13 protein-coding genes are annotated in these 13,798 nt (G+C 59.3%); 1 reads left to right on the top strand and 12 read right to left on the bottom strand.

The genetic code is table 11. The features are described from left to right. Nucleotides 1-300: 300 nt before the first annotated feature. The 12 genes from E4P00_RS17005 to E4P00_RS16950 all read right to left on the bottom strand — a co-directional run bounded on the left by E4P00_RS17005 (nucleotide 301) and on the right by E4P00_RS16950 (nucleotide 12,377). Nucleotides 301-927, bottom strand: coding sequence for a hypothetical protein (locus E4P00_RS17005; protein ID WP_032875543.1), 627 nt, complete (start codon nucleotides 925-927; stop codon nucleotides 301-303). Then, nucleotides 927-1,625 carry a hypothetical protein gene (locus E4P00_RS17000; RefSeq protein ID WP_032880962.1) on the bottom strand — a complete coding sequence of 233 codons (699 nt, stop codon included), beginning with the start codon at nucleotides 1,623-1,625 and terminating at the stop codon, nucleotides 927-929. Before E4P00_RS17000 ends, E4P00_RS17005 begins: the two co-directional genes overlap by 1 nt. A 55-nt stretch (nucleotides 1,626-1,680) precedes the next feature. Continuing rightward, nucleotides 1,681-2,442, bottom strand: coding sequence for a phosphate ABC transporter ATP-binding protein PstB (gene pstB / locus E4P00_RS16995; protein ID WP_019817112.1), 762 nt, complete (start codon nucleotides 2,440-2,442; stop codon nucleotides 1,681-1,683). A gap of 76 nt (nucleotides 2,443-2,518) precedes the next feature. Further along, complete coding sequence (gene pstA / locus E4P00_RS16990) at nucleotides 2,519-3,412, bottom strand: phosphate ABC transporter permease PstA (protein WP_005788134.1); 894 nt, start codon at nucleotides 3,410-3,412, stop codon at nucleotides 2,519-2,521. After that, complete coding sequence (gene pstC, locus E4P00_RS16985) at nucleotides 3,409-4,377, bottom strand: phosphate ABC transporter permease subunit PstC (RefSeq protein WP_005788132.1); 969 nt, start codon at nucleotides 4,375-4,377, stop codon at nucleotides 3,409-3,411. The genes pstA and pstC overlap by 4 nt, the downstream gene beginning before the upstream one ends. Before the next feature lie 75 nt (nucleotides 4,378-4,452). Then, nucleotides 4,453-5,484: a phosphate ABC transporter substrate-binding protein PstS gene (pstS, locus tag E4P00_RS16980; RefSeq protein WP_078821307.1), complete on the bottom strand. Its 1,032-nt coding sequence runs from the start codon at nucleotides 5,482-5,484 to the stop codon at nucleotides 4,453-4,455. 208 nt (nucleotides 5,485-5,692) lie between these two features. Beyond that, nucleotides 5,693-6,319 carry an isochorismate family cysteine hydrolase YcaC gene (gene ycaC / locus E4P00_RS16975; protein WP_003191542.1) on the bottom strand — a complete coding sequence of 209 codons (627 nt, stop codon included), beginning with the start codon at nucleotides 6,317-6,319 and terminating at the stop codon, nucleotides 5,693-5,695. Nucleotides 6,320-6,383: 64 nt separating this feature from the next. After that, nucleotides 6,384-7,073: an isochorismatase family protein gene (locus E4P00_RS16970; protein WP_032875555.1), complete on the bottom strand. Its 690-nt coding sequence runs from the start codon at nucleotides 7,071-7,073 to the stop codon at nucleotides 6,384-6,386. Between the two features lie 248 nt (nucleotides 7,074-7,321). After that, nucleotides 7,322-7,480: a DUF2474 domain-containing protein gene (locus E4P00_RS16965; protein WP_103734436.1), complete on the bottom strand. Its 159-nt coding sequence runs from the start codon at nucleotides 7,478-7,480 to the stop codon at nucleotides 7,322-7,324. Beyond that, nucleotides 7,467-8,483: a cytochrome d ubiquinol oxidase subunit II gene (cydB, locus tag E4P00_RS16960; protein ID WP_078821305.1), complete on the bottom strand. Its 1,017-nt coding sequence runs from the start codon at nucleotides 8,481-8,483 to the stop codon at nucleotides 7,467-7,469. The genes E4P00_RS16965 and cydB overlap by 14 nt, the downstream gene beginning before the upstream one ends. A gap of 15 nt (nucleotides 8,484-8,498) precedes the next feature. Next, the gene (locus E4P00_RS16955) at nucleotides 8,499-9,920 is read right to left on the bottom strand and encodes a cytochrome ubiquinol oxidase subunit I (protein ID WP_248132208.1); all 1,422 of its coding nucleotides are present in this window, start codon (nucleotides 9,918-9,920) and stop codon (nucleotides 8,499-8,501) included. Between the two features lie 132 nt (nucleotides 9,921-10,052). Continuing rightward, nucleotides 10,053-12,377 carry an FdhF/YdeP family oxidoreductase gene (locus tag E4P00_RS16950; protein WP_032875563.1) on the bottom strand — a complete coding sequence of 775 codons (2,325 nt, stop codon included), beginning with the start codon at nucleotides 12,375-12,377 and terminating at the stop codon, nucleotides 10,053-10,055. A gap of 411 nt (nucleotides 12,378-12,788) precedes the next feature. Between E4P00_RS16950 and moaA the strand changes: the two genes are divergently transcribed. Then, nucleotides 12,789-13,787, top strand: coding sequence for a GTP 3',8-cyclase MoaA (gene moaA, locus E4P00_RS16945; RefSeq protein WP_078821303.1), 999 nt, complete (start codon nucleotides 12,789-12,791; stop codon nucleotides 13,785-13,787). Nucleotides 13,788-13,798 lie beyond the last annotated feature (11 nt).

The following is a 13,798-nucleotide window of genomic DNA, read 5'->3' as shown; positions in this document are numbered from 1 at the left end:
TTGTGCATTCTGTTCAGGCTGCTTCTTTTCTTAATATCGACTTTGACCATTAAGGAAGCTTGTCAACATTAGCGTAGAAACATTGCCGTACATCGACCGACTATCGGATTGTAAGGAGCTGTTATTAAGCGCCCATACAAAAAAAGCGCCGGGAGCGCTATTTAACAAACAATAAGTGGGCGTTTGTTTTTTACGTGACTAATGGGTCAGGACTAATTAAACCCGCCGCGCGCGTTATGGATGACTTACTCAACCCAATAACGATCCAATATCAAATAGCGATGCAGATAACACTCGCCCTCAGGAAGAAAAAACTTCAGCACCTTGTCGCGCCGGCTTTTGATATCGGGGCACTTGCTGCCTGGCCAATTGCGCCTGCACGCCCGCGACAGCTTCAAGTACTCTCTGCGCCCACTGCCCATCCTGCGGGTCAACCACGACCACACGAAAGCCATGTTCATGACCTTCTATGCGCACGCCCTCGGAATCATCCACGTGTAAATCGATATCGAAGGCCGACGGAAGCTTCGACGGCGTGTTCAACAGCCCGCGCGCGTTGAGGGCTTGGTTATGCACGACGCTGTTCACCACGCCATCGACGCGTATGCCGTACAGCATCAGCCAACGCCTGATATACGAAGGCGCCCGGCCTGACGAGGTGTAAACCCAGATGCTGCACCCCTGGCGCCGTAGCTCCCGGGTCAGGGAGCGGGTGCCGACACGCAGCGGCTCGCCCCACCAGCGATGGACGCAGGCCGGCAACCAGCTGCTTTCCACGGGCGAGTGATCAAGTTGGCAGGCCAGGGTGTCGTCGATATCAAACGAGATCCGTACGCGTGGCCGTGTGAGCAGACGCGTGGACAGGGCTTGAACGAGTAGGTTGGCGGACGTTCGGCATTTGCCCGCAAAGGTTTGATACCTGCTCATCATTGGCCTCCCTGATAGATTGGTTGCGGTGCGTCGCTCAAGAAAAACACACCCGGATCAGGCGCTTGTTCCTCCAGGAACGCGGCGTACTTTTTCTTGATCTTGGGCAATTCATACAGGGCCTTCACCCCATGTTTGGCCGAGTTGCGGATCACCGAGGAGGGGTTGAAGTAGCCTTCGGCGTTTTCGAGTGTCAGCACGAACGGCGGCAACCCTGCACGCATCAGCAGGTAGCTGACGATCAGCGAGCCACTGCGGTTATTACCTTCGATGAACAATTGCGGTTTGCTGAGGATGCGTACATACACACCTGCTGCACGCTTCCACACCGATTCACTGCGGTAGGCGCAGTACCAATTGAACAAGTCCTTGATGCCACCCTCAACGTTGTTGAAAAAGTGCTCCTCGGTTGCGGCCAGGTGTTGCGCGTATTCCAGGCGGCGTGCCGGATCTCGACCACAGAGCACCGTGGCGTTGATCTCCAGCATCAGGTCAAGGTGGTGCAGATCAAACAGGTCCACGCCCTGGGCGACGTAGTCGTCAACCAGCGCATAACCTGCAAGCACATTCTCCAACACCTCGTCCGTCAGCGGGTCCCGCGGCTCGGTAAACTGCGTGCTGAGCTGGGCAAAGCGGCTCTGCACCTTACGCAGGGCGCGTTCAATCGCTGGCAAATCTAGACGATGCGTTACAGGCATTGGCATTCCCGAGAAGACGTTGGCGCAGGTGCGGCTGTTATCGAACATGGATGGCTCAGCTGAACTTGCCGCTGATGTAATCCTCGGTCATCTGCTCACGCGGGCTGCCGAAAATCTGCGCAGTCGGGCCCATTTCCACCAGGTAGCCAGTGCGCGTGCCTTGGGAAATATCCACCGAGAAAAACGCCGTGGTGTCTGCTACCCGGATGGCCTGCTGCATGTTGTGGGTCACCAGTGCGATGGTGTAGTCCTTCTTCAATTCCACCATCAGCTCCTCCACCCGGCGGGTCGCGATAGGGTCGAGAGCCGAACACGGCTCATCGAGCAACAGCACTTCCGGCTCGGTGGCGATGGCGCGGGCGATACACAACCGCTGCTGCTGACCACCAGAGAGCGACAAGCCACTGACCTTGAGCTTGTCCTTGACCTCATCCCACAGCGCCGCGCCTTGCAGGGCGTGCTTGACGCGGTCGCCCAGGTCGCCTTTGTAGCGGTTCAGCCGCAGGCCGAACGCGACGTTGTCGAAGATGCTCATGGAAAACGGGTTGGGCTGCTGGAACACCATGCCGATATAGCGGCGTACCACCACCGGGTCGACGCCCTTGCCATACACGTCCTGGCCGAGGAAATGCACGTGGCCCTCGAAGCGAAAGCCCTTCACCAAATCGTTCATGCGGTTGAGGCTGCGCAGCACAGTACTTTTGCCGCAGCCCGACGGGCCGATAAACCCGGTGATCTTGTTTTTTTCAATCGGCACATGGCTGTCACGCACCGCCATGAAGTTGCCGTAGAAAATCCTGTCCAGCTTGCAGTCCATGACCACAGGCGACTGGGTGACAAACGGAGCGGCTATTTGCGCAGTTGAGACGTTCAAAATTCAGATGCTCCCGTTCTTAATACTTGGGCTTGCCGAAGATACGGCTGACAATATTGACAACCAGCACAATCATCACCAACACCAACGAGGCCGCCCAGGCGAGCTCAAGCTGGTTGTCGAACGGCATGCCGGAGAAGTTGTAGATCAGCACCGCCAGCGAGGCCGTGGGGTTCATGACCGCGAGGTCGCCGTCGTGGTAGATCCAGTAGTTGCTGAACAGCGCGGTAAACAGCAGCGGCGCGGTTTCACCGGCAGCACGGGCCACGGCGAGCATCACGCCGGTGAGGATCGCCGGCAGGCCGGTCGGCAAAATGATCTTCCAGATCACCTGCGAGCGCGTGCAGCCCATGCCGTAGGCGGCGTCCTTCATGATCTTGGGCACCATGCGCATCGACTCTTCGGCGGTGAGCACCACGATCGGCAGCATCAGTACCGCCAGGGCTACACCGCCCGCCGGCGCCGAGTAAGTACCGGTGGTCATGACCACCAGAGCGTAGGCGAACACCCCGGCCAGGATCGACGGCAGGCCCGTGAGCATCTTGGCGGCAAAGCGCGCAGTGTTCGCCAATTTGCTATCCGGCCCCAGTTCGGCCAGGAAGATCGCCGCCATGATGCCGACCGGCACCGCGATGGCAGCAGCAATGCCGACCATCACAAAGGTGCCTGCCATGGCGTTGCCGAAACCGCCGCCGGTTTCGAAGCCGGTGGGCGGCAGTTCGGTAAACACTTCCAGGCTCAGGCGTGCGCCACCACGGGTGATCAGCATGTAGAGCACGGAAATCAGCGGCACACTGGCCAGCAGCGCGCCCAGCCAGACCAGCGTTGTCAACACCAGGCTGCGCAGGGCGCGGCCTTCGAACTTGCGCTGCAGGCTGGGCACCGCGGTGATTGGGGACGTGAGGTCAGTCATTGTTTAGTACCGCGCTGGGCGTAGAGCATGATCATGGAACCGATGACGTTCACCAGCAGCGTGATAAACATCAGCACGAGCGCGGCGTACATCAACACCTCGATCTCATTCGGCCCGGCTTCGGGAAAGTTCAGCGCCAACAAGGCCGCCAAGGTATTGGCCGGCGCAAACAGCGACAGTGAGATGTTGTTGGCGTTGCCCACCAGCATTGCCAGCGCCATGGTTTCACCCAGCGCGCGGCCGAGGCCGAGCACCAGCGAACCGAAAATACCAGTGGCGGCAGAAGGCACCATCACCTTGAGAATCGCCTCCCAATGGGTAGTCCCCATACCGTAGGCAGCCTGCTTGGTTTTCATCGGCACGCTGGTCAGGGCGTCCTGGGACACGGCGGCAATCGTCGGCAGAATCATGATCGCCAATACCAGCGCCGCAGGCAGCAACCCTGGCCCGCTCAAGGAGGTGCCGAAAAACGGGATCCAGCCCAGTTCACTATTCAACCAGGTGGTCAGTGGCCGGATCGCCGGGATCACCACGTAGATGCCCCACAGGCCATACACCACGCTGGGGATGGCCGCGAGCAACTCAACGATGGTGCGAAACACCGCCGCCAGCTTCGCCGGCAGGAAATCCTGAGTCAGGAAAATCGCCATGCTGACGCCGAAAACCCCTGCAATCAGCAGCGCAATCAGGGCGCTATAGAGCGTGCCCCAAATCGCCGGCAGGATCCCGTACTTGCCTTGGTTGACATCCCAGACACTGCCAAAAAGCACGTCGAAACCATGCTTCTCCATGCCGGGAAGGGCCTTGCGTCCCACCTCGAATACCAAGGCTGCGACCAACGCCAGAATCAGTACCACCCCGATTCGCGCAAGCCCACGGAAGGTGCGATCGACCAGGAAGTCTTTTGCAGAGGGGGGTTGGCAGGCAGAATCCGGGTTAACCGGAACGACGAAAGGTTTGATCATGGGCGAATTCCGGAACAAGGGGGGAAACGCTCCCGGCCTGGCTGACAGCCCAGGCCAAGAGCGACCTCACGGGTGTTACTGGATGTTGGCGGAAGCTTTACGCACCTGATCGACCACCGATTGCGGCAGCGGGATGTAGCCCATCGAGTCGGCGATTTTCTGCCCCTCGGTCAAGCTGTACTCGACCATTTCGCGCATGGCCTTGGCCTTGGCCGGATTACCGTTGTCCTTGCGGAAGATCATCCAGGTGTAGGACGTGATCGGGTAGGACTTGGCACCGTCCGGATCCGGCAGCCAGGCCACCAGGCTTTCCGGCATTTTCACTGCTGCCAGGGCCTCGGCACCGCTCTCGGCGTTCGGTACCACGTACTGGCCGGCCTTGTTCTGCAACTGGGCGAAGTCGACCTTGGCCAGCTTGGCGAAGCCGTACTCAATGTAGCCAATCGCGCCTGGCGTCTGGCGTACGGTGGCGGTCACGCCATCGTTCTTGGGCGACTTGATGAATTTGTCGCTGGCTGGCCAGTTGACAGTGTTGCCCTCCCCCAGCGCCGTTTTGAATTCAGGATTGATGGTCGCCAAATGCTTGGTGAACACCGCCGTGGTGCCGCTGGAGTCTGCACGCACTACCACGGTGATCGGTGTGTCGGTCAGTTTCAGGTCCGGGTTGGCGGCGACTATCTGTGGGTCGTTCCACTTGGTGATCTTGCCCAGGAAGATATTGGAATACACATCGCGTGGCAGCTTGAGGCCCTTGGGGTTGCCCGGCAGGTTATACGCCAGCACGATTTCACCCGCGGTCATCGGCAGCAATTGCACGCCTTCGGCCACCTTGGCGATGTCTTCATCCTTCATGGCCGAATCACTGGCGGCGAAATCGACGGTTTTATTCAGGAAGTCCTGCACACCTGCGCCGCTGCCCTTGGATTGATAATCCACAGTGACGCCAGCGGTCTTCTTGCTGAAGTCCTTGAACCAGGTGAGGTAGATCGGTGCAGGGAAGCTGGCGCCGGAGCCGGTGAGACGCACGTTTTCGGCGGCGAAGGCCATGGAGGAGGCACAAAGAGAAACCGTAACGGCCAGTGCTGCAGACTTCATCAAGCTTTTCATTAAAAGAACTCGTTGTGGTGACGGGCTCCCGAACTGTGCAGCAGGGTTGTTACATTTTTATGAAAATTGAGTGGCAGGCTGCGGATTTGTCCCTAATTGCCACTACAGCGGCGAATTTTCTGACAATCAATAAGTAACAAATTGCGACTCGATTATTGCCGGACGCACGAGCAGAAGCTGCCGATAGCCGGCAGCCTCCCCCTCAGGCTTACTTGCCTTCAGTCAACGCGTTGTAGCTGGTGAACAGGTTGCGGTAGTCAGGGATGTGGTTGGAGAACAACGTCCCCAAGCCTTCGATATCGTTGCGCCAGTCGCGGTGCAGCTCACAGGCCAGGCCAAACCAGGTCATCAGTTGCGCGCCGTTGGCCGACATGCGGGCCCAGGCCGATTGCTGGGTCAGCTCATTGAAGGTGCCGGAGGCATCGGTCACCACGAACACTTCAAAGCCTTCCGCCAGCGCCGACAGCGCCGGGAATGCCACGCACACTTCGGTCACCACGCCGGCAATGATCAGTTGCTTCTTGCCGGTGGCCTTGATGGCCTTGACGAAGTCTTCGTTGTCCCAGGCATTGATCTGGCCAGGACGGGCGATATACGGGGCGTCCGGGAACAGCGCCTTGAGCTCGGGTACCAGCGGGCCGTTCGGGCCGGTTTCGAAACTGGTGGTCAGGATGGTCGGCAGCTTGAAGTACTTGGCCAGGTCAGCCAGGGCCAGCACGTTGTTCTTGAATTTGTCCGGGTCGATGTCGCGGACCAATGACAGCAAGCCAGCCTGATGGTCGACCAACAGCACAGCGGCGTTGTCTTTGTCCAAGCGAACGTAAGGTGTAGACATGGTGGTACTCCTGATAAATGAAGGTGATGCCCCGAGTGGGCGCCCGGTAAAGAACCCAGCGTGTTTACTTGCGCTGTGAGTCTAGTTCTTCGTGATTGTTTGCCACTTCCTGAGCCTTGATGTAGCTCTCGATCAGCAGTTGGTAGTGCGGCATGGCCTGGGTGTAGACATTCGCCCACTCCTGGGCATCCGGGCGGTTCCAGGAACCTTGCAGCTCCGACAGCGTGCCCATGATGTCGATCGGCACTGCGCCGGCTTGGGCCAGGCGCGCGATGGTCAGGTCAGTGGCGAGCTTGGAGTGGTTGCCCGAAGCGTCGACCACCGCAAACACCTTGTAGCCTTCATGCACCGCCGCGATGGACGGAAACGCCAGGCATACGCTGGTCAGGGTGCCGGCGATCACCAGGGTTTTCTTGCCGGTGGCTTTGACGGCGGCGTGGAACTCAGGGTTGTCCCAGGCGTTGATTTCGCCACGGCGGGCGACGTATTGGGCATGCGGCGCGGCCTCGTGGATTTCCGGGATCAGCGGGCCATTGGGGCCTTGTGGAACCGAAGCGGTAGTGATGACCGGGATTTTCAACAGGGTCGCGGCCTTGGCCAACGCGATAGCGTTAGCGCGCAGTTGAGGAACATCAATGTCCTTGACGATCTGGAACAGGCCACTCTGGTGGTCGATCAGCAACATGGCCGTGTCGGCGGGATCAATCGTCGGCTTTTGACCATTGAAGTTTGCAGCGTTACCTGATGCAGTCATTTGCATTTCCTCTTTGCTTGGATAAACCTCCCTGGAATGGTGTGCCGGAACAGTGCCCGGCAGTGTCTGCACTTCCTGTATAGACACGCTCCGACCGGTATCCACGACTTGCGCCTGTAGGACACCTGCGAAAAAACAATGGAGCCACCTTAATCATCAGGTTCAGGGTTAGGTAGTGGCTGAACCGGGCCGCTGCATCTCAAAAATGGAACGATGTGCCGCCCCTTCCACATTGGATCAGGCTCGCCTCAATGGCTAGTCATGCCAGCCATGTGCATCATCCAGCGCAAGCCACTCGCAAGGATGCCGAGGGCGAGCACGCTGGCGAACCAGATAGCGATCAGCCAGAACACCCGCTGGTACCAACGGCCAGCAGGCCGCGGCTTTTCACCCTTAGTGGTAGCCATCGCCAATCCTCACTTTGCCGCGGAATACGTAGTAGCTCCAGCAGGTGTACATCAGGATGATCGGCAGGATGAACAGCGTGCCGATCAGGATGAACAACTGGCTCGAAGGCGGCGACGCAGCGTCCCACAAGCTGATGGATGGCGGCACAATGTTCGGCCAGATGCTGAAGGCCAGCCCGATATACCCCAGGAACACCAGCATCAGGGTGAATACGAACGGCCAGTGCGAGTGGTGTTGGCGCAACGTTTTCAACAGCCCCACCAGTGCCAGTACGCCCAGCAGCATCAGGCCGCCAAACACCACAATGTGCGCCTGGGCAAACCAGCGCACGGCGATTTCCGGGTGCAGCCACGGCGTCCACACGCACAGCACCGCCACCACCGCCATCAGCGCGAAGGCCAGATAGCGGCTGAACAGGCGCATGCGCGATTCGAGCATGCCTTCGGTCTTGACCAGCAACCAGGTGCTGCCCAGCAACGCGTAGGCCACCACCAACCCAACCCCGCAGAACAGCGGGAATGGCGAGAGCCAGTCGAGGCTGCCCCCGGCAAACTGGCGATTGACCACCGCAATGCCGGCGATGTAGGTGCCGATCACCACGCCCTGGCAAAAGGTCGCCAGGAACGAGCCGCCGATAAACGCCATGTCCCAGATATGCCGCTTCTGCGGGCTGGCCTTGAAGCGGAATTCAAACGCCACGCCACGAAAGATCAGCCCGGCCAGCATGAAAATCAGCGGTAGGTACAACGCCTCCAGGATCACCGAGTACGCCAGCGGAAACGCCCCATACAACGCCGCGCCGCCGAGTACCAACCACGTCTCGTTACCGTCCCATACCGGCGCCACGGTGTTCATCATCACGTCGCGCTCCTGCTCGTCCGGGATCAGCGGAAACAGGATGCCCAGGCCCAAATCGAAGCCATCCATGATCACGTACATCATCACCCCGAAGGCAATGATCACGCCCCAGATCAACGACAGGTCTATACCTACAATGCCCATGTGCAATCCCTTTGATCAGTTGGTGTGGTCGCCGGACGCGAGCGTCTCGGTGACAGCGGACAGAGGACGGCGCGGTGTGCGTTCCTGGCCGGGGCCGCCCTGTGGCGGATGGTCGTGATGGGGCTGCGGGCCCTTGCGCACCAGCTTCATCATGTAGCCGATACCCACGGCAAATACCGAGAAGTAGATCAGCACAAACAACGCCAGGGAGATGCTCAGTTGCGTGACGCTGTGATTGGACGCCGCGTCTGCGGTACGCATCAGCCCGTAAACCACCCACGGCTGGCGCCCTACTTCAGTGGTGATCCAGCCGGCCAGCATGGCGATCAGCCCGGTCGGCCCCATGAACAGCACCAGGCGCAGGAATAACCGATTGCGATACAGCGCGCCGTTACGGCGCAACGCCAAGCCCAGTATCCCAGTGAGGATCATCAACATCCCCAGCCCGGCCATGATCCGGAAACTGAAGAAAATGATGCTCGAGTTCGGCCGGTCTTGCTTGGGGAAGCTCTTGAGCGCCGGGATCTGTTTGTCCAGGCTGTGGGTGAGGATCAGGCTGCCCAGGTACGGGACTTCTATCGCGTAGCGGGTCTTTTCGGCCTCCATGTCAGGGATACCGAACAGCACCAGCGGCGTCGCGCCGTTACCGACGTTTTCCCAATGCCCTTCAATCGCAGCAATTTTCGCCGGCTGGTGCTCCAGGGTGTTCAAACCATGCGCATCACCGACGACCGCCTGGATCGGAGCCACGATCAACGCCATCCACAACGCCATCGAGAGCATTTTACGCACTGCCGGGGTGTCGTTTTTACGCAGCAAGTGCCAGGCCGCCGATGAGCCGACGAAGAACGCCGTGGCAACAAAGGCAGCGATTGCCATATGCGCCAGGCGGAACGGGAACGACGGGTTGAAGACGATGGCGAACCAGTCCAGCGGCACCACCCGGCCATCCACGATGGAGAAGCCCTGGGGCGTTTGCATCCAGCTGTTGGACGCCAGGATCCAGAACGTCGAGATCAACGTCCCGATGGCGACCATCACCGTGGAAAAGAAGTGCAAACCCCGCCCCACCCGGTTCCAGCCAAACAGCATGACCCCAAGGAAACCCGCTTCCAGGAAGAACGCCGTCAGCACCTCATAGGTGAGCAACGGCCCGGTGATGCTGCCGGCAAAGTCCGAGAAGCGACTCCAGTTGGTGCCGAACTCGTACGCCATGACCAGGCCCGAGACCACGCCCATGCCGAAGTCGACGGCGAAGATCTTCGACCAGAAGTGATACAGGTCCTTGTAGACCGCGTTGTTGGTTCTCAGCCACAAGCCTTCGAGCACCGCCAGGAAACTGGCCAGGCCGATGGTGATAGCGGGGAAAATAATGTGAAACGAGACCGTGAAGGCGAATTGAATTCGCGCAAGGTCCAGCGCCTCGAGATTTAACATGGCAATACCCTTATGGAAACTTGATGCGCACGCGCACCCAGACCGGCGTGCCTCAGGCCTGGTGGCCTGGGGCAAACGGATGTGCAGTGATCAGGGAAACCCAGGGCGCCATACTGGCCGCCCCGGTACGACTCAAGCGCCGTGGGACTGGATCAGATTGCTGACCGGCGCGGGTTCAAGCCGGATGGCGATGAACTTCGACGTCGGGGTAAAGGTGCGGTCGCCATAGCTTTCCAGCGGCACCAACGGGTTGGTTTCGGGGTAATAGGCGGCGGCCTGCCCGGCGGGAATGTCATAGGCGATCAAGGTGAAGCCGCTGACCCGACGCTCACGGCCATCGCCCCACAGCGAGACCATGTCGACTTTCTGCCCCGGCTCGTAGCCCAGTTTGCGGATGTCCTGTTCATTGACGAACACCACATCGCGCATGCCATAGACGCCGCGATAGCGGTCATCGAGCCCGTACAGGGTGGTGTTGTACTGGTCGTGGGAACGCATGGTCTGCAGGATCAGCTCCGGCTTGACGTCCAGGTTGCGCACGCCTTCGCTGACCAGGTGCGCCGGCAACACGCTGGAGACAAACTGGGCTTTGCCGCTGTTGGTTTTCCAGATGCGTCGCGCTGCGTCGTTGCCCAGATGAAAGCCGCCCGGGTGCAGCAGTTTGGTGTTGAAGTCCTTGAAGCCGGGAATGGTGTCGGCAATCAAGTCGCGGATGCGGCCGTAGTCGGCCACCGTCCACAGCCAGTCAATCGGGTGATTGCCCAGGGTCGCATTGGCGATCCCGGCAATGATTGCCGGTTCCGAACGCATCAGCGGCGATTTGGGTTTCAGCTGGCCGTGGGAGATGTGCACCATGCTGAAGGTGTCTTCAACGGTCACGCCTTGCGGGCCTTGTTCCTGGATGTCGATATCGGTGCGGCCCAGGCACGGCAGGATCAAGGCTTCGCGCCCCGTCACCAGATGGCTACGGTTGAGCTTGGTGGCGATATGCACGGTGAGGTCGCACTTGCGCAGTGCCGCGTGGGTGCGCGGGGTGTCCGGCGTGGCTTGGGCAAAATTGCCGCCCAGGCCGATGAAGACCTTGGCGCGCCCTTCTTCCATGGCCGCAATCGCCATGACCGTGTTGTGACCATGGCGGCGCGGGACCTTGAAGTCAAAGCGTGCTTCCAATGCGTTGATCAATTCCGGCGGCGCCAGTTCGTTGATGCCCATGGTGCGGTCGCCCTGCACGTTGCTGTGGCCACGCACGGGCGATAGCCCCGCCCCTGGCCGGCCGATATTGCCGCGCAACAGTTGCACGTTGATGATTTCCTGCACGGTCAGCACCGAGTGTGTGTGCTGGGTCACGCCCATCGCCCAGCACATGATCACCCGCTTGGCGCGTCGGTACATGCGTGCGGCCAGCTCGATATCCTCAAGGCTCAGGCCCGATTGCGCGACGATATGCTCCCATGAGGTGGCGTCCACTTGCGCCAGATAGTGCTCCAGGCCCGAGGTGTGCTGGGCAATGAAAGCGCGGTCGAAGACTGCCTCGCCATCGTTCTCCAGGGCTTCACGTTCCCATTTGAGCAGGAACTTGGCGATACCACGAAAGGCCGCCATGTCGCCGCCCAAGGCCGGGCGAAAGTACGCCGACGAGGTAGGTTCGGAACCGTTGGTGAGCATCTCCAGGGGATGCTGCGGGTGTTGGAAACGCTCCAGCCCACGCTCCTTGAGCGGGTTGAAACAGATCACCTGGGCTCCGCGCTTTACCGCCTCGCGCAGCGGTTCGAGCATACGTGGGTGGTTGGTGCCGGGGTTCTGGCCGATGACGAAAATCGCGTCGGCTTCTTCCAGGTCATCGAAGGTCACCGTGCCTTTGCCCACGCCAACACTGTCGTCCATGCCCAGGCCGCTGGCTTCGTGGCACATGTTCGAACAGTCGGGAAAGTTGTTGGTGCCGTAGGCGCGAACGAACAGCTGATACAAATAAGCCGCCTCGTTACTGGCGCGGCCCGAGGTATAGAACTCGGCCTGGTCCGGCGACTCCAGTTCGTTTAGGTGCTTGGCGATCAGGGCAAAGGCATCATCCCAAGTGATTTCGACATAACGGTCCAGGGAGTCGTCATAGCGCATCGGGTGTGTCAGGCGGCCCTGGTATTCGAGCCAATAGTCACTTTGCGCTGCCAGCGACGACACCGTGTATTTGTTGAAGAACGCCGGATTGACCAGGCGCCCGGTGGCTTCCCAGTTGACCGCCTTGGCGCCATTCTCGCAGAACTTGACCATGCCGCTTTCCGGCGACTCGCCCCAGGCGCAACCGGGGCAGTCGAAACCGCCGTTCTGGTTGGTCTTGAGCATCGCACGAATGTTCTTGAGCGCGTTTTCACTGCCCAGCCAGTTTTTCGTCACCGCGATCAGCGCGCCCCAACCGGCGGCGGCCCCCTTGTACGGTTTATAACGTTCAACTTCGCTCATGATGTTTCTCCAGGACTTCACGCATAGGCAGCGCCTAACTTAAAGCCTTTATTGATGGTTATTTTCAGGCATTGCAGAACGCAAACAGTGTTTGCACCGATCTTTCCACGGTCTAGAAATCGGTTTACATATTCAGGCTAGGCCCTGCAAAAACATCTGTCTAATCACAAATAACGACCACGCCATCGACACCATCTATCAAGATTAAAATCTTTATTTTTCATAGTGATACGAACCTGGAAAGCCCCAATAAAATCGTTATAGATTTCATCGATCACTCAGTTGTTAATAGTGATTAGACGCCCTTGAAAAACAACTTTAGGCTTGAATCAAATAAGGCTCCCATCTCTGTCGAGCGCTCAAAAACAACGCCATGGCTACGCTCTTATTGAGTCGCAGCCGGAGGTTTCCATGACCGATAAAATCCTGATGGATAGTTTTTCTCGCCGGGTCGACTATCTCAGAATGTCGGTGACCGACCGCTGCGATTTCCGTTGTGTGTATTGCATGGCCGAGGACATGCAGTTCCTGCCGCGCCAACGCATCCTCACACTGGAAGAGCTGTATCAACTGGCTGAAAGCTTCGTCACCCTGGGCACTCGCAAAATTCGCCTGACCGGCGGCGAGCCGCTGATTCGCCCAGGTGTGGTTGACCTGTGCCAGCGCATCGCCGCCCTCCCCGGCCTGCGCGAGCTGTGCATGACCACCAACGGCTCGCAGTTGGGCAAGCTCGCAGCCCCCTTGTTCGACGCCGGCCTCAAGCGCCTGAATATCAGCCTCGACAGCCTTGATCCCCAGCGCTTTCGCGAACTGACGCGCACCGGCGACCTAGCCAAAGTCATCGCCGGTATTGACGCTGCGAATGCTGCGGGTTTTCAACACACCAAACTCAATTGCGTGGTGATGAAAGGCCGCAACGATCACGAGATCAACGACCTGGTAGCGTTCGCCATCGAGCGCGGCGTGGATATCAGCTTTATCGAGGAAATGCCCCTGGGCGTGATCAGCGAACACAGCCGTGCCGAGGCTTTCTATTCCAGCGCGCAAGTGCGCGAGCGCATCGCCGAACGCTACACCCTGATCGACTCGGCCGAATCGACCCAGGGCCCTTCACGCTACTGGCGCCTGGCCGAAGCACCGCATATTCGCCTGGGCTTTATTTCCCCCCACAGCCACAACTTCTGCGGCACCTGCAACCGCGTGCGGCTGACCGTTGAAGGCCGCTTGCTGCTGTGCCTGGGCAACGAGCATTCGGTCGACCTCAAGGAGGTGCTGCGCCGTTACCCGGGTGAACCGCAACGGCTGGAGCACGCCATTCTCGAGTCGATGAAGATCAAGCCGTACCGACACAACTTCGAGCTCAACGATGACGTGCAGGTGGTGCGTTTCATGAACATGACCGGCGGCTAGCTGGCCGGCTT

It is taken from the genome of Pseudomonas sp. B329 (assembly GCF_023127835.1).
GTDB classification, from domain to species: Bacteria; Pseudomonadota; Gammaproteobacteria; order Pseudomonadales; family Pseudomonadaceae; genus Aquipseudomonas; species Aquipseudomonas synxantha_A.
This window is presented reverse-complemented; position numbering and strand designations above follow the sequence as displayed.